The 17,340-nt window shown below is 72.3% G+C and carries 15 protein-coding genes; 6 read left to right on the plus strand and 9 right to left on the minus strand.

Annotated elements, in window-relative coordinates; genetic code table 11:
* Together pufC and FFT10_RS28725 are read right to left on the minus strand one after the other, a co-directional pair.
* Positions 1–1,632, minus strand: a 1,632-nt coding sequence (pufC, locus tag FFT10_RS04020) for a photosynthetic reaction center cytochrome PufC (protein WP_228026946.1), incomplete at its 3' end; no start/stop codon positions are given.
* A gap of 216 nt (positions 1,633–1,848) precedes the next feature.
* Positions 1,849–3,459, minus strand: a complete 1,611-nt coding sequence (locus FFT10_RS28725) for a methyl-accepting chemotaxis protein (protein ID WP_137731504.1) — start codon at positions 3,457–3,459, stop codon at positions 1,849–1,851.
* 287 nt (positions 3,460–3,746) lie between these two features.
* Here FFT10_RS28725 and FFT10_RS04030 point away from each other — a divergent pair, with 287 nt between their 5' ends.
* Positions 3,747–4,205 (plus strand): c-type cytochrome, encoded by a 459-nt coding sequence (locus FFT10_RS04030; protein WP_137731505.1) that lies wholly within the window; start codon positions 3,747–3,749, stop codon positions 4,203–4,205.
* Between the two features lie 19 nt (positions 4,206–4,224).
* Here the strand turns inward: FFT10_RS04030 and FFT10_RS04035 are convergent, their stop codons facing one another.
* Both FFT10_RS04035 and FFT10_RS04040 read right to left on the minus strand, forming a co-directional pair.
* Positions 4,225–4,839 carry a CDP-alcohol phosphatidyltransferase family protein gene (locus FFT10_RS04035; protein ID WP_137731506.1) on the minus strand — a complete coding sequence of 205 codons (615 nt, stop codon included), beginning with the start codon at positions 4,837–4,839 and terminating at the stop codon, positions 4,225–4,227.
* A gap of 58 nt (positions 4,840–4,897) precedes the next feature.
* Entirely contained in the window at positions 4,898–5,680 is a 783-nt protein-coding gene (locus FFT10_RS04040) for an SDR family NAD(P)-dependent oxidoreductase (protein WP_137731507.1), read from the minus strand.
* A 148-nt stretch (positions 5,681–5,828) separates the two neighbouring features.
* Here FFT10_RS04040 and FFT10_RS04045 point away from each other — a divergent pair, with 148 nt between their 5' ends.
* The 3 genes from FFT10_RS04045 to FFT10_RS04055 all read left to right on the plus strand — a co-directional run bounded on the left by FFT10_RS04045 (position 5,829) and on the right by FFT10_RS04055 (position 10,093).
* Positions 5,829–7,409 carry a sensor histidine kinase gene (locus FFT10_RS04045; protein WP_137731508.1) on the plus strand — a complete coding sequence of 527 codons (1,581 nt, stop codon included), beginning with the start codon at positions 5,829–5,831 and terminating at the stop codon, positions 7,407–7,409.
* On the plus strand, positions 7,406–8,110 hold the full coding sequence (locus tag FFT10_RS04050) for a response regulator (protein ID WP_137731509.1): 705 nt from the start codon (positions 7,406–7,408) through the stop codon (positions 8,108–8,110). The genes FFT10_RS04045 and FFT10_RS04050 overlap by 4 nt, the downstream gene beginning before the upstream one ends.
* Positions 8,111–8,179: 69 nt before the next feature.
* Positions 8,180–10,093, plus strand: a complete 1,914-nt coding sequence (locus FFT10_RS04055; protein WP_137731510.1) for a potassium transporter Kup — start codon at positions 8,180–8,182, stop codon at positions 10,091–10,093.
* A 32-nt stretch (positions 10,094–10,125) separates the two neighbouring features.
* Here FFT10_RS04055 and tesB read toward each other — a convergent pair whose 3' ends face one another.
* The gene (gene tesB / locus FFT10_RS04060) at positions 10,126–11,061 is read right to left on the minus strand and encodes an acyl-CoA thioesterase II (RefSeq protein WP_137731511.1); all 936 of its coding nucleotides are present in this window, start codon (positions 11,059–11,061) and stop codon (positions 10,126–10,128) included.
* 55 nt (positions 11,062–11,116) lie between these two features.
* Here tesB and FFT10_RS04065 point away from each other — a divergent pair, with 55 nt between their 5' ends.
* Positions 11,117–13,957, plus strand: a complete 2,841-nt coding sequence (locus tag FFT10_RS04065) for a winged helix-turn-helix domain-containing protein (protein ID WP_137731512.1) — start codon at positions 11,117–11,119, stop codon at positions 13,955–13,957.
* Positions 13,958–13,967: 10 nt separating this feature from the next.
* Here the strand turns inward: FFT10_RS04065 and FFT10_RS04070 are convergent, their stop codons facing one another.
* Genes FFT10_RS04070 through FFT10_RS04085 form a run of 4 tightly spaced genes read right to left on the minus strand, consistent with a single transcriptional unit; the run spans position 13,968 to position 16,731 of the window.
* The gene (locus FFT10_RS04070; protein WP_137731513.1) at positions 13,968–14,705 is read right to left on the minus strand and encodes a dienelactone hydrolase family protein; all 738 of its coding nucleotides are present in this window, start codon (positions 14,703–14,705) and stop codon (positions 13,968–13,970) included.
* The gene (locus FFT10_RS04075) at positions 14,702–15,229 is read right to left on the minus strand and encodes a nucleoside deaminase (protein ID WP_137731514.1); all 528 of its coding nucleotides are present in this window, start codon (positions 15,227–15,229) and stop codon (positions 14,702–14,704) included. Before FFT10_RS04075 ends, FFT10_RS04070 begins: the two co-directional genes overlap by 4 nt.
* Positions 15,230–15,239: 10 nt before the next feature.
* Complete coding sequence (locus FFT10_RS04080; protein WP_137731515.1) at positions 15,240–15,899, minus strand: NUDIX hydrolase; 660 nt, start codon at positions 15,897–15,899, stop codon at positions 15,240–15,242.
* A gap of 13 nt (positions 15,900–15,912) precedes the next feature.
* Positions 15,913–16,731 carry a crotonase/enoyl-CoA hydratase family protein gene (locus FFT10_RS04085; RefSeq protein ID WP_137731516.1) on the minus strand — a complete coding sequence of 273 codons (819 nt, stop codon included), beginning with the start codon at positions 16,729–16,731 and terminating at the stop codon, positions 15,913–15,915.
* A gap of 223 nt (positions 16,732–16,954) precedes the next feature.
* On the opposite strand from FFT10_RS04085, the gene FFT10_RS04090 reads away from it, so the two are divergent.
* Positions 16,955–17,335: a hypothetical protein gene (locus FFT10_RS04090; protein WP_137731517.1), complete on the plus strand. Its 381-nt coding sequence runs from the start codon at positions 16,955–16,957 to the stop codon at positions 17,333–17,335.
* Positions 17,336–17,340 lie beyond the last annotated feature (5 nt).

A 17,340-nucleotide genomic window follows, 5' to 3' on the forward strand; every position in this document is an offset into this window, starting at 1 on the left:
CGCGCCGGCCACGGCCGGCGCGGGTGCCGGTGCGGGCGCGGGTGCCGCCGGCCTGGTCGCTGGTGGTACGGCGGCGGCGGCCAGCGCCTTGGCCGCGTCGGCGGTGATGGGCTGCAGGCGGTTCGACTTCACCCAGCCGATGGCTTCGCCGCCGGTGCGGACGTTGCGATACCACACCAGGGTGAAGCCACCGATCTCGCGGTCGGCCTCCACCGGTTCGCCGGTGAGCACGAACACGCCCTGCATCACGCAGTCGGCATTCGGCGCCGAATGGAACTGCAGGCGGCCGCCGGCATTGACCTGGCGGTTGGCGGCAGCGTCGGGAATGCGTGTCGCCAGCCGGGTGTTGCTGGCGGCCAGGTGCACGCAGTTGGCCTCGCTGCCCGCCGGTGCGGCGGGTGGCACAAACGGCGCCGCGGCCACCACCACCGGGGCCGCCACCGGCGCGGCCACCGATGCAGCCGGCGCCGGCTGCGCCACCGGTGCCGACGCCTTGGCCAGCAGTTCCACTGCCGATGCCGGCAGGCTCGGCGGCGGCGCCGAGGCCGGAACCTCCGCGGGCGCGGCCGAGGCGGCGGCAGCCGGCGCGGCGGCCGGCGTCGTGCCCAGCCACAGCGCCGGGTAGTAGCGTGCCGTCTGCGCGCCGTACAGCGGCTTGTTGGCGCCCTGGTGGCAGGTGGCGCAGTGGATCTTGGCGGCATCGCCGCTGGGCCCGAGCCGGCCCACCGGCACCGCCGGGAAGGTGGGCGTCAGCGGGTCGAGGTAGGCGGTGTTCAGGTCGCGCACCATGCGGATGCCGTGCCAGGCGGTGGTGCGCTGGATCGGGCTCTGCGGCCAGTTGGCGAAGGCCCGGCTGTTGTGGCAGAAGGTGCAGTTCACCCCCAGCGACTTGGAGATGTGCATCATCAGGCCGTAGGTGTGCTCGGTCTGCAGCAGCGTGGCACGGGCGCCCGGCTGCGGCAGGGCCGCGGTGCCGATCACCCGGACCTTGTTCTGCGTGCCGGTCTGCCACAGGAAATCCGAGAACGGATCGGCCGGCAGCGATGCCAGGCCGGCCGGGGCCGCCGGCGCGTTCTGGCCGCTGCGGTTGAACAGCAGGTTGCCGGCATGGTCCGGCGGTGCCGGTCGGAACCACACCTTGCTGGGAATCGGGTTGCCGCGGTGGCAGGTGTAGCAGGTGACGCCGGTGTTGGCGATGTGCGACTGCCAGTCGGTGTTCAGGTGCCGCACCATCTGGATCATGCGGCGGGCCACCACCTTGGTGTACTTGGCATCGCTGGCGAAGTCGCCTTCCACATGGCAGTGCGCGCAGCTCTGCTTGGGCGCCACCCAGGCGGTGATGGCATTCATCGTGCGGCCGAACTCGCCGATGGTGAGCTCGCCCAGCACCTGCACGTTCTTGTAGGTGGCGCCGGCCAGCGGCGCGTTCTCGCGCACCCGGGCGGGGCGGGCGATCTCGGGCGCGGCATGCAGGGCGGCGTCGGCCTCCAGCGTGTGCAGGTTGTCCACCTGGGCCATGCCGGTGCCGCGGTAGCCCTTCTGCGCGGTGGCCACCGAGGGCCGCTCACAACCGGCCATCGCCATGACCAGCGCCAGGAGGCCGATCCAGGCTGCCCTGTCCATCTTGCGCATGCTGCGGCTCTTCCGTCAGGCTGACGGATCGCGTGGTGGCCACGCACGACTCCAGACCAATGCCCCGACAGCCCGCCTGATCCGCGTCGACCACCCCGATCCGGTGTTCGAATGTGTGTCATCTTAACGTGACACTCACTCAAGTCCAGTCAGGCTGTCGCCAACACGACGACAGGCGCCGCAGCGCCTGTCTTGAGGGGAGGCCGGTCGGCCCGGTCAGGCCGCCTGCGGATGCAGCTTGAAGGCGCCCACCGTCTCCAGCAGCCGGTCGGCCTGCTGGCGCAGGCTCTCGGCCGCGGCCGCACTCTGCTCCACCAGCGCGGCGTTCTGCTGGGTCACATGGTCGAGCTCGGTCACCGCATTGCCGATCTGGTCGATGCCCGAGGTCTCCTGGTGGCTGGACTGGCTGATCTCGCCGATCATCGACGTCACCCGCTGCACCTGGCCGACGATGTCGTCCATGGTGCTGCCGGCACCCTGCACCAGGCGCGAGCCGGCTTCCACCCGCTCGACGCTGGCATGGATCAGGGCCTTGATCTCGCGGGCGGCATCGGCACTGCGCTTGGCCAGGCTGCGCACCTCGCTGGCCACCACGGCAAAACCGCGGCCCTGCTCGCCGGCGCGGGCGGCCTCCACGGCGGCATTCAGCGCCAGGATGTTGGTCTGGAAGGCGATGCCATCGATGGTGCCGATGATGTCGACGATGCGCTTGCTGCTATCGGCGATGTCCTGCATGGTGCGCACCACCTCGCCCACCACCTCGCCGCCCTTGGTGGCGGCGGCGCTGGCGCCGTCGGCCAGCGAGCGGGCCTGCACCGCGGTGTCGGCATTGTTGCGGGCGGTCACGCGGATCTGCTCCATCGATGCGGCCGTCTCCTGCAGGCTGGCGGCCTGGCGCTCGGTGCGCTGGCTCAGGTCGGCGTTGCCGGCGGCGATCTCGCCAGTGCCGGTGGCGATGCTCTCGCTGCCGGTGCGCACCGACGACACCACCGTGGCCAGGCGTTGCCGCATCTCGTCCAGCACCCGCAGCAGGTCGCCCAGCTCGTCGCGGCGTTGCACACGGGTCTCACGGCTCAGGTCGCCCGAGGCCACCGTGCGTGCCACATGCACCGCGGCGCCGAGCGGCCGGGTGATGGACACCGTCACCAGCCAGGCCACCAGCATGCCGCCGGCCAGGGCGGCGCCCACCAGGCCGATCATCCACATCCGGGCGCGGGCGAAGTCGGCTTCGGCGTCCTGCACGTACTCGCGGCTGGTCTTGTCCTGCAGGCCCGACATGGTCTGCAGCACGATGATCCAGCGCGCCTGGCGCGGCCGCACCCGCTCCATCAGGAAGGCCACGGCCGCCGCCTCGTCATCGGCCTTGCCCAGTTCGGCGGCCTTGGCCATCAGCGGCGAGGTGGTGTTGTCGGCACGCTCCATCGCCTCCAGCAGCGCCTTCTCGGCCTCGGAGGCGTCGTACTGCTTGATCAGCGCCAGCAGCTTGGCGTGGGCCTCGGCGTAGTCCTTGCCGGCCTTGTCGATGGCCTCCAGCTCCTGCTTCTTCAGGTCCGGGTCCTTCAGCAGCGCCAGGTTGCGCAGCGCGATGGCGCGCTGGCTGACCGAATAGATCATCTTGTTGACCTGGGCGATCTGCTGGTTGTTGCTCTGGGTGACATGGGCCAGCCGGTCCTTCATCTCGACCATGCGCAGGCCGGAATAGGCCGCCAGCACCAGCATCAGCACGAAGACCCCGCTGAAGGCCAGCGTCAGCCGGGTGCGGATGCGCAGGTTCAGCAAGGGCGCCAGCAGGAAGTCGAGGCGGGGGCGTCGTTCAGCGATGGACATCGGATGGGCTCCGTCAGCCAGGAAACCGGGCCTCAGGGGCCCGCGGTAGGCGGGTCGGGATGACCCGCCTTGCAGGGCTTTTCGGCCCGCACTGCATCGGCCTGTTGTCGGGAGCCCTAGACCGTTCAGTTCTTTCAGATGCTCAAGTCCAGCAGGAATTGACCGATGTCAAGCCGTCGACGGGGCGGGGGACCGGGCTCAAGCTGTTGACGGGGCGGGCCGATATGCCTGCACCAGCGCCTGCCGACGACCGGCTGCGCGGCCAACCTCCCCACTGAGGAGCTTCCATGAAGCCTCGTCTCGCCACCGCCGTGCTGCTGGGCAGCCTCTGCCTGCCAGCGCTGGCGCAGTTCTCGACCCCCGAAGCCGCGATCAAGTACCGCCAGGGCGCGTTCAGCGTGATGGCGGCGCACTTCAGCCGCGTGGCGATGATGGCGCAGGGCATCCAGCCCTATGACGCCAAGGCCGCCTCCGAGAATGCCGAACTCGTGGGCAACCTGTCGCGGCTGCCGTTCACCGCGTTCGGGCCGGGCACCGACAAGGGCACGTCGCACCGCGCCAAGGACGAGGTCTGGAAGGAATCGGCCAAGTTCAAGGCCGCCTCCGACAAGATGGTGGCCGATGCCAGCAAGCTGGAAGCCGCTGCCAAGAGCGGCGACTTCGAGGCGCTGAAGGCCGCCGTCAGCACACTGGGCCGCAGCTGCAAGTCCTGCCACGACGACTTCCGCGGCGCCAGGCGCGAGTGACCGGCCAGCGCGGCCGCGTTCAGCGCGGGGTGCCGAAGGCCAGCCAGCCGGCCCGCAGGCGCGCCAGCAGCGTCAGCCCGCACAGCGCGGCAAAGCCCAGCGCCAGCGGTGCGAACGACGCCGGCCACAGGCACATGGCCACGAAGCAGACCAACGTCTCGGTGGCCTCGGTCAGGCCGCCCAGGTAGAACAGCCCCTTGCCCGGGTAGGCCAGGCTCTTCAGCCCGCGCCGCTCGGCCAGCACGGCAAACGCCAGGAAGCTGCTGCCGGTGCCGATGAAGGCCGCCAGCAGCACCGCTGCGGCCAGCGCATTGGCGGCCGGATCGGCCAGCGCAAACGCCAGCGGGATGCTGGCGTAGAACAGGAAGTCGAGCGTGATGTCGAGGAAGGCGCCGCGGTCGGTGGGCTTCGTCAGCCGGGCCACGGTGCCGTCCAGACCGTCGGCCAGGCGGCTGGCCAGCAGCAGTGCCAGGCCGGCCAGCGGCTGCTGCAGCGCGATGCAGGCCGCCGCCGCCAGGCCCAGGCCGAAGCCGGCCCAGCTGACGGCATCGGCCGTCACGCCCCGCCCCACCAGCCAGCGGCCGGCGGCCTGCAGCGCCGGGGCGATCAGCGCCTGCGCCGGGCGGTCGAGCATGCGGGAATGACAACGGGGGATTGCACCCCAAGATCATCGCACCGCGTTGGCAGCAGGCTCAGCGTGGTGCCATGCGGATGGCGCCGTCCAGGCGCACATCCTCGCCGTTGAAATAGCCGGTGGTGATCATGAACTCGGCCAGGGCAGCGTACTCGTCGGGCTGGCCCAGCCGCTTGGGGAACGGCACGCTCGCGGCCAGCGCGGCCTTGACGTTGTCGGGCGCGCCCTGCAGCAGCGGCGTGTTGAAGATGCCCGGCAGGATGGTGTTGACGCGGATGCCCTCGCCCATCAGGTCGCGGGCGATCGGCAGGGTCATGCCCACCACGCCGGCCTTGCTGGCGGAATACGCGGCCTGGCCCATCTGGCCGTCCTCGGCCGCCACGCTGGCGGTGTTGACGATGGCGCCCCGCTCGCCGTCGTCCAGCGGGGGCAGGCTCAGCATGCCGGCCGCGCTCTTGGCGGTGCAGCGGAAGGTGCCGATCAGGTTGATCTGGATGATGCGTTCGAAGTTGGCGGTGGGGAAGGACTTGATCTCGCCGGTGGTCTTGTCGCGGCTGGCCGTCTTGATGGCATTGCCGGTGCCGGCGCAGTTGACCAGGATGCGCTCCTGGCCGATGGCGGCGCGGCTCTTGGCGAAGCCCGCATCCACCGAGTCTTCCTTGGTCACGTCGACCAGGCAGAACACGCCACCCAGTTCCTTGGCCAGGGCCTCGCCGGCGGCTTCGTTCAGGTCGAACAGCGCAACCTTGACGCCGTGGGCGGCCAGGCGGCGGGCGGTGGCCGCGCCCAGGCCGGACGCGCCCCCGGTGATGACGGCGGAGATGGTGGAATCGAGTTTCATGGCGTTGCCTTGCCGGTGGTTGGGACAGGCCAGCACGCTATCCAGCCGACCGGCGGGCGGCCATCGTCCGAATCGACGAAGTTGGCTGCAGGGCCAGTGGCCCCGGTCCTGATGCCATCCTGATGCGGTGCCTGCTACCGTGGCGGCCATGCCTTCTTCGCACCCGCTGCCCGCTGACCATGGCACCCGTGCCGCAGGCTGGGCCGGCGGTGCGCTGGCCTGGGCGGTGGCCTGGGCGCTGATGCTGGGACTGGACGGCCCGATCGACCTGGCCCACCAGGCCCTGCTGCTGGTGCTGGGCGGCGCGGTGGCGGCGCTGTGGTGGCCGGCCACCGCGGCACTGGCTGCCGGCGCCGTGGCCGTGCTGGCCTTCAATGCGCTGTTGGTGCCACCGCGCGGCAGCCTGGCGGTGGCGCGCTGGCAGGACGGCCTGCTGCTGGCCCTGATGGCCGGCACGCTGGCCGCGGTGGTGGGCCTGATCATGCGGCTGCGCCGCCAGGCCGGCCGGGCCCGCCTGCACCAGGCCCGCGCCGAGCAGTTGCGCCAGCTGGGTGATGCGCTGCGCGATGCCGGCGAGCCAATGGCCCATGCCGGCGCGCTGCAGCACAGCCTGGCTGCGCTGACTGGCGCACCCGCGGCCCTGCTGGTGTGCCGCCGCTGGCCGCTGGCCGACGACAGCGTGGCCACCATCGGCCAGGCCGACGACGACGAGACCACCGGCCTGTGGCACTGCCTGCGCCAGGGCCGGGCCATGGGCCCGGGCACTGGCCGCCATGGCGACCTGGCGCACTGGATCCTGCCGCTGCGCGGCGCCGCCGGCGGTGACGGCAGTGCCGCGCTGGGCGCCGCCCTGCTGCGCCTGCCCGGCGGCCAGCACCACGACGACGCCCTGCGCGCCCATGCCCAGGCCCTGTGCGACCAGCTGGGCACCGCCCTGCAGCGCGGCTTCAGCCGCCAGGCCGCCGAGGCCGCCACCGCCCAGGCCCAGCTGCAGGCGGTGCGCAATGCCATGCTCACCGCCATCTCGCACGACTACCGCACGCCGCTGGCCACCATCCTGGGCGCGGCCTCGTCGCTGCACGACCAGGGCCAGCGGCTGGATCCGACGCAGCGCGCCGCGCTGGCCGGCCGCATCGTGCAGGAGGCCGAACACCTGGCCCGGCTGGCCGACAACACCCTGCAGCTGGCCCGGCTGGACGCCCCCGGCGTGGTGCTGCGGCGCGACTGGGAATCGGCCGAGGACCTGGTGGGCACGGTGATGCGCCGCGCCCGCCAGCGCGCGCCCGACCGGCCGCTGCGCGCCCGGCTGGAGCCGGGCCTGCCGCTCCTGCACTGCGATGCCATGCTGCTGACCCAGCTGCTGGACAACCTGGTCGACAACGCCCTGCGCCACACACCGGCCGACACGCCGGTGGAGCTGCTGGTGCGCCGCGCCAGCGGTGGCCCGGCCGACGCGCCGCCCGGCGTGGTGCTGGCGGTGCGCGACCGCGGCCCCGGCGTGGCGCCGGCCTGGCGGGAGCGCATCTTCGAGGTGTTCCAGCGTGGCGAGCCGGCCGCCGGCGCCGCGCCGCCGCGCAGCGGCACCGGCGTGGGCCTGGCAGTGTGCCGCGCCATCGCCCGCGCCCATGGCGGCGAGCTGAGGCTGCGCGCCCGCAACCATGGCGGCAGCAGCTTCGAGTGCCACCTGCCCGGCACCGCCCAGCCGGCGCCGGCCGAGGGCACTGCATGACATTGCGGGTGCTGCTGGTCGAGGACGACCCGGCGCTGCGCAGCACGCTGCGCGATGCACTGGCGGTCGAGGGCTTCCAGGTGCACACCGCCGCCAGCCTGTCCGAGGGCCGCGCCCTGGCCGCCCATGCCGCGCCCGATCTGGTGCTGCTGGACCTGGGCCTGCCCGACGGCGACGGCGAGACACTGCTGGCCAGCCTGCGCCAGCGCGGCAGCACGCCGGTGCTGCTGATCTCGGCGCGCCATGGCGAGCAGCAGAAAATCGCCCTGCTGGATGCCGGCGCCGACGACTACCTGGTCAAGCCCTTCAGCGTCGGCGAGCTGCTGGCCCGCATGCGGGTGGCGCTGCGCCACCGCGGCCTGCGGCTGGCGCCGGCCGTCACCCGCTACCGCAGCGGTGGCCTGGAGGTGGACCTGGCGGCGCACCGGGTGGCGCTGGACGACACACCGGTGCACCTGACGCCCACCGAGTTCAAGCTGCTGGCCCGGCTGGTGCGCAGCGCCGGCCAGGTGGTCACCCACCGCCAGCTGCTGGCCGATGTGTGGGGGGCCGAGTTCACCGCCCACACCCACTACCTGCGGCTGTACCTGGGCCAGCTGCGCGCCAAGCTGGAGGCCGACCCGGCCGAGCCGCAGCGCCTGCTCACCGAGCCGGGCGTGGGCTACCGGCTGGTCGAAGGCGACGCCGAACCCGCGGCCTGACGCGGACGCTTATGCGTTCCTGATGCGCCACGGCGCACGCTGCGGCCATCGTCACCACGGCCTGCCTGCATGTCCACACCCTCCCCCGCCACGCCAGCCGGCGCCGGCGCCACCAATGCGGCGCCGCAAGGCATGGCCGCCCTGACCCTGGCCGCCATCGGCGTGGTCTACGGCGACATCGGCACCAGCCCGCTCTACACCGTCAAGGAGATCTTCCTGCCCGCCACCGGCGTGCCGCTGGATGCGCCGCACCTGATCGGCGCCGTCTCGGCCATCGTCTGGGCGCTGATGCTGGTGGTGACGCTGAAGTACGTGGTGCTGGTGCTGCGTGCCGACCACCATGGCGAAGGCGGCGGCCTGGCACTCACCGCCCTGGCCGCCCAGGCCGTGGCCAAGCGCGCCCGCCTGCGCCATGGGCTGCTGCTGCTGGGCGTGGCCGGTGCCACGCTGTTCTACGGCGACAGCATCATCACGCCGGCCATCTCGGTGCTGGGCGCGATGGAAGGGCTGAGCGTGATCACGCCCGACCTCACGCCTTGGGTGCTGCCCGCGGCGCTGGTGGTGCTGGTGGGGCTGTTCCTGGTGCAGCGCTTCGGCACCGCGGTGGTGGGCCGCTGGTTCGGGCCGGTGATCGTGCTGTGGTTCGCCACGCTGGCGGTGGCCGGCGTGGTGCAGATCGCGCAGACGCCGGCCATCCTGGCGGCGCTGAACCCGCTGGAGGCCTGGCACTTCCTCACCGGCCGCGGCGCCTACCTGCTGCCGGCGCTGGGCGCCATCGTGCTGGCGCTGACCGGCGCCGAGGCGCTGTATGCCGACCTGGGGCACTTCGGCCGCAAGCCGATCCAGTGGGCCTGGTGCGGCCTGGTGCTGCCGGCCCTCGCCTTGAACTACCTGGGCCAGGGCGCGCTGCTGATGGCCGACCCGGCGGCCATCGACAACCCGTTCTACCGCCTGTTCCCCGCACCGCTGCTGATCCCGGCGCTGCTGCTGGCCACCATGGCGGCCATCATCGCCTCGCAGGCGGTGATCTCGGGCGCCTATTCGATGACCCGCCAAGCCATGCAGCTGGGCTTCCTGCCGCGGCTGACGGTGCACCACACCTCGGCCAGCGCCTTCGGCCAGATCTACATGCCCGGCGTCAATGCCGCGCTGCTGGTGGGCGTGGTGGCGGTGGTGCTGGGTTTCGGCAGCTCGTCGGCGCTGGCCGGCGCCTACGGCCTGGCGGTGACGCTGACCATGCTGATCACCACCGTGCTGACCTGGTTCGTGGTGCGCCACGGCTGGGGCCTGCCGGCGGCGGTGGTGGGGCCGGTGACGGCCTTCTTCCTGGCGGTGGATGTGCTGCTGGTGGCCGGGTGTGCGGTGAAGTTCCTCGACGGCGGCTGGGTCACGCTGGTGCTGGGCGCCGCGCTGCTGCTGCTCATGACCACCTGGGCCCGCGGCCGCGGACGCCTGCTGGGCGCGCTGCGGCAGGACGGCCTGGCGCTGGAACCCTTCATCGCCAGCCTGGACGGCAGCAACATGCCGCGCAGCGAGCGCACCGCCGTCTACCCGGTGGCCGACGGCAGCCTGGTGCCGCAGGCCCTGCTGCACAACCTCAAGCACAACCAGGTGCTGCACGCCCGCAACCTGGTGCTGACGGTGGTGTTCGAGCAGCGGCCCTGGGTGCCGGCGGCCGACCGGGTGACGGTGGAGCCGCTGGCCGCCGGCTTCTGGCGGGTGCATCTGCACTTCGGCTTCATGGACGTGCCCGACGTGCCGCGCGCCCTGTCCGCCGGCCCCTGGGCCCACCTGCTGGGCGATGCGATGCAGACCAGCTGGTTCCTCAGCCGCGAGACGGTGGTGCCCGGCCCCGGCGCCGGCATGGCGGCCTGGCGGCAGCGGCTGTTTGCCGGCATGGCGCGCAGCGCCGGCAGTGCGGCGCGCTACTTCCACCTGCCCGACAACGCGGTGGTGGAGCTGGGCACGCGGGTGCAGCTCTGATCAGGCCCCAGGCTTGGGCTTGCGGGCCTGGGTCAATCCGCCGGCTTGGGCCGGCGGATGCGGATCAAGCCCTCCTGCGCCACGCTGGCCACCAGGGTGCCGTCGCGCCGCCACAGGCTGCCGCGGCAGAAGCCGCGGGCACCGCTGAGGCTGGGTGAATCGCTCTGGTACAGCAGCCACTCGTCGAAGCGGAAATCGCGGTGGAACCACATCGCGTGGTCCAGGCTGACGCCCTGCACATTGCCTTGCTGCCAGCTCAGCGCATGCGGGCGCATGGCCACGCTCATCAGGCTCCAGTCGCTGGCATAGGCCAGCAGGGCCTGGTGGATCAGCGGGTCGTCGGGCAGCGGGTGGGCGGCGCGCATCCAGTGCAGCGCCTGGGCCGGCAGCGGCTGCGGCGCGAAGGCATTGATCGGGTTCACCGCCCGCATGTGCACCGGCTGGGCCTGGCGCAGGTACTGCTGGCGCCAGGCCGGCATGCGGTCGATCAGGCGGCGGTCGCGCAGGTGGTCGTCCTCGAAGCCCTCGGGCGGCGGCGCGGCCGGCATGGTGTCCTGGTGGGTCGGGCCGTCTTCCCGCTTCTGGAACGAGGCCGACATGTGGAAGATCGCCTGGCCGTGCTGGATGGCCACCACCCGCCGGGTGGTGAAGCTGGCGCCATCGCGGATGCGGTCCACGTCGTAGACGATGGGCTGCGTCTTGTCGCCGGCACGCAGGAAGTAGCCGTGCAGCGAATGCACCTGGTGGGCCGGGTCGACCGTGCGGCCGGCAGCCATCAGCGCCTGGCCCAGCACCTGGCCGCCGAACACGGCCTGGCCGCCGTTGTCGCGGCTCTGGCCGCGGAACAGGTTGTGCTCCAGCGGCTCCAGGCGCAGCAGGTCGACCAGGTCGTGCAGCGCACGCTGGGTGTCGGTGTCGAAATCGCCATCGGCGATCGGGGTGGCAGCGGGCGTGGAATCGTCGGACATGGTGTCCCGATTGTGCAGGCCCGCGGTGCCATGCCTGGTCCAGAATGGCAGGCTGATGCCTCCCCCGCCCCCCACCCTGACGCTGGGCGGCCTGCCCGCCGGGCCGCTGTCGTCCAAGCTCAACCCGCCGCTGTCGCAGGCCCGCCAGGTGCTGCGCCAGGCGGTGGTGCGCCGCATGGCCGAGGCCGGCGGCGTCAAGCTGCTGCTGGTGCGGGCGCCGGCCGGCTTCGGCAAGACCACCGCCATGGTGCAGGCCCGCGAGCAGCTGGCCGCCAGCGGCGTGGCCACCGCCTGGCTGACGCTGGAGCGCACCGACAACGACGTGCCACGCTTCCTGGCCTGCCTGCAGCAGGCGGTGGCGCAGATCGTCGGCCGCACCAGCCTGCCGGGTGCCCAGCCCGGCGCCGGCCTGGGCGGGCCGGCCACACCGTTGGTCGATGCGCTGGCCCGCCACGGCGCGCCGTTTGCGCTGTTCCTCGACGACTTCGAGCTGATCACCGAGCCGGCCGTGCTGGGCCTGGTGCGCGAGATCATCGACCACCTGCCCCGCCGCGGCCAGCTGGTGCTGGGCAGCCGCAGCCTGCCCGAGCTGGGCCTGGGCCGGCTGCGCATGGCCGGCCAGTTGCTGGAGATCGACACCGAGTTGCTGCGCTTCTCGCGCGACGAGACCCGCCAGTTCCTGGCCCTGCGCTGGCCGGGCGATGGCAGCGGCGCGCCCGGCGACCTGGCCGCCCAGGTCGACCCGCTGCATGCCAAGACCGAAGGCTGGGTGGCCGCGCTGTGGCTGGCCTCGATGGCACTCGACTCGGTGATGGCCCGCCAGGGCAGCGTGGCCGGCTTCATCGCCCAGTTCTCCGGCAGCAACCGGGCGGTGGCCGATTTCCTGGCCGAGGATGTGCTGGCCCGCCAGACGCCCGAGGTGCGCGACTTCCTGCTGCGCACCAGCATCCTGCGGCAGTTCAATGCGCCGCTGTGCCAGGCGCTGACGCCGCGCAGCGACGCTGCCCGCATCCTGGCCCAGCTGGATGCGGCCAACCTGTTCATCACGCCGATCAGCACGCCGGTCAGCGCACCCGGCGCCGGCAGTGCCCCGCCAGAGCGGGAATGGCGCTACCACAGCCTGTTCGCCGACTTCCTGCGCGCCCAGCTGGCGCGCGAGCAACCCGATGCGCTGGCCCGCCTGCACCTGGCCGCCTCGGGCTGGTACGAGAGCCAGGGCCGGCCGGTGCCGGCCATCGACCATGCCATCGAGGGCGGCGATGCGCCGCATGCGGTGCACCTGCTGGCCGGCCAGGCGATGGATTTCCTGCAGCAGGGCCGCATGCGCCTGCTGGCGCGCTGGTTCGCCGCGCTGCAGAACGTGGAAGGCGGCGACGCGCTGGCCGACCAGCCGATGCTGCAGGTGGTCTCGCTGTGGGCCAGCAACCTCACCCGCGGGCCCTGGGCGGCGATGGAGCAGCTGCAGCAGTCCGGCTGCGCCACCAGCGCCGACGCCGCGGTGCGTGCCCATGTCAACGCCCTGCAGCCGATGCTGCTGGCGATGATGGACCGGGTGGAAGACGCCGCCGACCTGGGCCGCGAGGCCCTGGCCCGCGTGCCCACCGGCCAGCCCTTTGCCGACAGCGTGCTGTGCAATGTGATGGCCCATGTGATGGGCGTGCTGGGCGAGCGGGAACAGGCCCAGCGCCTGCTGGACGCCGCCCGCCGCGGCCAGCAGGGCGACGGTTTCAACCGCATGTACACCGAATCGGTGGAAGGCCTGCTCGACCTGCAGCAGGGCCGGCTGCGCCAGGCCACCGCCCGCTTCCGCCTGGCCCTGGGCATGGCCGCGGTGCCCAGTGCCACGCTCAACACCGCGCCCTGGCAGCCCACCCACGGCAATGCCTGGGCCGGCGTGCTGTATGCCGGCGTGGTCTACGAGGCCCACCAGCTGGCCCAGGCCGAGCACCTGCTCAACGTCTACCTGCCGCTGGCGCGCGATGTGGGGCTGCCTGACCACATGATCCTGAGCCATGTGATGGTGGCCCGCATCGCCTTCGACCGCGGCGACATCGACGCGGCCCTGCAGTTCGTCACCGAGCTGGAGCACCTGGGCCACCACCGCCAGCTGCCGCGGGTGGTGGCCAGCGCCCGGCTGGAGCGGGCCCGGGTGCTGATGCTGCAGGGCCAGGCCGAGGCCGCCGCACTGGCATTGGACCGCGCCGACGATGCCGCGGTGTGGCAGCGGGTGGCTCGCCACCAGTTCAGCGCCCATGACGTGGAAGACATGCCGATCGGTCGGCTGCGCTGGCAGGTGCTGTTCGGTGATCCGGCCGCGGCGGCGCGCGCCGCGGCGGCCGCCGCCGCCCAGGCCCAGGCAGCGCAGCGCCAGCGCCGGGCGCTGAAGCTGCAGTTGCTGCAGGCCCTGGCGCTGCAGCGCGCCGGCAGCCCGGCCGACCTGGACGCCGCGCTGCAGCTGACCGGCCGGCTGCTGCAGGTGGCCCAGGCCGAGGGCTATGTGCGCCTGCTGCTCGACGAAGGCCCGGCGGTGGGCACGCTGCTGCGCCGCACCCAGGCCGCCCTGCATGCCGCGCCCGGCGAGCGGGTCGACCCGCTGGTCGACGACTGCCTGCAGCGGCTGATCGCCCTGGCCGGTGACGAGCCCCTGCCCGACGAACCCGCCGCCGCTGCGGAACCGGCCGCACCCGGCGCACCGCTGGACGAGCCGCTGACCCGCAAGGAGATCCGCGTGCTGCAGCTGCTGGCCGAGGGCTACAGCAACAGCGTGATGGCCGAGAAGCTGTTCGTCAGCGACAGCACGGTGCGCACCCACCTGCGCAACATCAACCTCAAGCTGGGCGCGCGCAGCCGCACCCAGGCGGTCGCCATCGCCCGCAAGCTGGGCGTGATGACCTGACGCCGGCCGCTCAGGCCGGTGTCAGATGCTTGCCAAACAGCGTGAACAGCCGCGCCCAGTGGCGCTCTGCCGAGGGCTTGTCGTAGATGCCGGCACGCAGCGGGAAGGCGAAGCCATGGTGCGCGCCGGGGTACCACTCCAGCCGGTGCGGCACGCCGCCGGCCTGCAGCGCCGCCTGCAGCGTGGCCACCTGCTCGGGCGAGGCCCACTTGTCATGTTCGGCGCAGGCGAAGTAGCTGTCGCAGCGCACCTGGCCCACCACCTGGTGCGGTGAATCGGCCGCATCGGTCACCATGTTGGCGCCGTAGATGCTGGCGATGCAGCGCAGCCGGTCCGGGAAGGCCGCCGCCGCCCACACCACGAACGGCCCGCTCATGCAGTAGCCCACCGCGCCGATGCGCGTGGCATCGGCCGCCGCGAAGCCGTCGACGAAGTCCAGCATGGCCTGGGTGTCGACCCGTGTGGTCTGGGCGCTGAGCGCATGCATGTGGCCGAACATCTCGGCCATCGCCGCCTCGGTGCGCTCCTTCAGCCAGTAGTCCCGCGTGCGGCGGTGGTACAGGTTGGGCAGCACCACGCAGTAGCCCACGGTGGCCAGACGGCGGGCCATGTCGTGCAGCTCTTCCCGCTTGCCGGGGGCATCCATGTAGAACAGGATCACCGGGTGCGGGCCGCCTTCGTCGGGGTGCACGACGAAGGTGTTCATCGCGCCGTCGGCGGTGGGGATGTCGATGTGGTGCTCGATCACGGGCTGTCTCCTGGGTGGGCTGCGCCACGGCTGCGGCGCCAGAAATCCTGGTGCAGCGCGGCGATCTCTGTTTCGACGGCGGCCACCGGGCCGATCACGTCGACGGCTTTCTGGCCGCGGGCGAACAGGTCGCGGCAGGGCAGGTCCAGCGTCGGGTTCTCGGCATGGTTGCCGGTCATCGCCAGCAGGCGCGCTTCCGACATGCCGTAGACCACCCGGCCGATGTGGGCCCAGTACTGGGTGCCGGCGCACATGGCGCAAGGCTCCACCGTGGTGTAGAGGGTGCAGCCCCACAACACCTCGGGCGTGTACAGGCGGGCGGCCTCGCGGGCCAGCACCGCCTCGGCATGGTTGACCGCATCCACATTGCCCTGGCGCAGCAGCACGGTGGCATGGTCGGCCGCCACCAGCACCGCGCCAAACGGGTGGTGGCCGGCGGCCAGCGCCTGCGCGGCCACGGCATTGGCCGCACGCAGGTGGGTGGCGATCTGGTCGGCCGTGGGGTTGGTGCGGGTGTCGTGCATCCGCAGCAGCTTACTTCCAGGCGAACTTGGGCTGCTCGTAGTGGGCCACCCGGGTGGGCCGGCCCAGCACGCAGACCTCGCGGAACTGGTAGATCATGGCCGCGGTGGGCGCGGCGATCCAGTTGTCGCCCACCGGCATCTTCAGCACCGGGTGCTCGCTGCCTTCCAAAGGCTCGAGGATGGGCGCGTCGTCGCGCAGGAACTCGCGCACCGGAATGCGGTGGATGCTGGCCACCTCGGCCGGGTTGGGCTTGAGCGCCCGCGCCTCGCCGGCCCACACCACCACCGGCTGGATGGCATAGCCCGAGCGGGTGACGAAGGGATCGAGCCGGCCCAGCACCGCCTCGGGCGGCAGCGCCAGGCCGACCTCCTCTTCCAGCTCGCGCAGCGCGGTTTCTTCCGGCGTCTCGCCGGCATCGATGCGCCCGCCGGGCAGCGCCCACTGGCCAGCATGGCCGCTCAGCGTCTTGGCGCGGCGGGTGAGTATCAGCGCGGGGTCGGTACTCCAGCCCCTGGCCTGGCGCAGGCCGCGCAGCTTGGCACCGGTGCCTTCGTCGGCCAGCGTCAGCGCCACCGCCGCCAGCTTCAGGCCGGTGGTGTCGGGCGCCAGCAGGGGCCAGGCCGACAGCCGGCTGCTGACCAAGGCGCGCAGGGCGTCATCGCGCTGCATCGGCGCGCCGCGCTCAGGCCTGCGCGGTGGAGAACACCGGCGGCCGTTGTTCCATGTTGGCGCGCACCGCCTCCAGCTGGTTGGGCTGGCCCATCAGCGCCACCTGCTCGTCGCTCTCGGCCTGCAGCAGCGCGCGGGCGCTGTCGGCCAGCACCTGGCTGCTGGCGTTCATCAGCCGCTTGTCGGCCCGCAGCGCGCTGGGGCTGCGCTGGGCCAGGGCCTGGGCCATGGCGCGCGCCTCGGCCAGCGGGTCGGCACACACCCGGGTGGCCAGGCCCAGGGCCACGGCCTCGGTGCCGCTGACGATGCGGCCGGTGTAGGTGAGTTCACGCGCATGGTCGTCACGCACCAGGCCACGCATCAGCACCACGCCGGCCATGTCGGGCACCAGGCCCCACTTGATCTCCATCACGCTCATCTTCAGATCGGCCGTGACCAGGCGGATGTCGGCCCCCAGCGCCACCTGCAGGCCGCCGCCGAAGGCCACGCCATGCACCGCGGCGATCACCGGCACCGGAATCTCGCGCCAGCCCAGGCCCACGTACTGGGCCGAGTTGGCGATGCCATGGGTGCGGGGGCGCAGGTCGCGGGTGGCGCCGGGCTCACCGTTGTTCAGCTTGGCCATGCGGCCCATGTCCAGCCCGGCGCAAAAGGCCTTGCCCTCGCCGTGCAGCACCACCGCGCGCAGGCCGGGCTCGGCCTTCAGGCGGGTGATGGCGGCGGACAGCGCGTCGAACATCGCGAAGTCCAGCGCGTTCATCTTGTCGCTGCGCACCAGGGCCACGTCGGCCACGCCGTGGTCGTCGATGGTGATGCGGACGCGGTCGTTCATGCGGTCTCCTCGGGGTGTCTGCATCGATTCTTGCAGCGGGCCCTGGTGACACCTGTCACCAACGTGCTGCCTGCTGCAAGCCGGTGGCGGGATGCCGTTCGTGCAAATCCGCACACCCCCACCCCAGTTGCGGGGCATTGGTCCTGCTTATCCCCTGGATGGTGGTCGACGCCAGGCATGAACATCGCTTGAATCCGACCACACCCGAGGCACGCGCCCCACCATGACAACCGCAATCGTGATCACGCTCTGGCTGCTGGCCCTGGCCGGCCGCTCGCTGCTGCTGCAGCGCCTGGCCGCACGGCATGCGTGGCTGCGCACCCGCGGCGCCGGCTGGTGGACCGAGGAACTGCGCCGCCGTGCCTGCGTGTGCAGCGTGCCGAACGATTTGCAGCCCTACCCGCAGCCGCGGGAGTTCCGCATCCGGGTGTGGCGCGTCGCCGGTGTGCCGGTGTGGTGGCGTGGCTGCTTCGTGAGCCTGCCGGTGCATTGCGATGCGACCGTGGCTGAACTGGAAGCCCAGCACTTCGACCACCTGTTCAGCGGCCCGTTTCGGTTGCAGCCGGCCGGCAAGGGCAGCGTGCGCCCGGCCCTGGTGAACTGATCCGC

Origin of the sequence: Pseudaquabacterium pictum (assembly GCF_005403045.1) — a bacterium.
GTDB lineage: Bacteria > Pseudomonadota > Gammaproteobacteria > Burkholderiales > Burkholderiaceae_C > Pseudaquabacterium > Pseudaquabacterium pictum.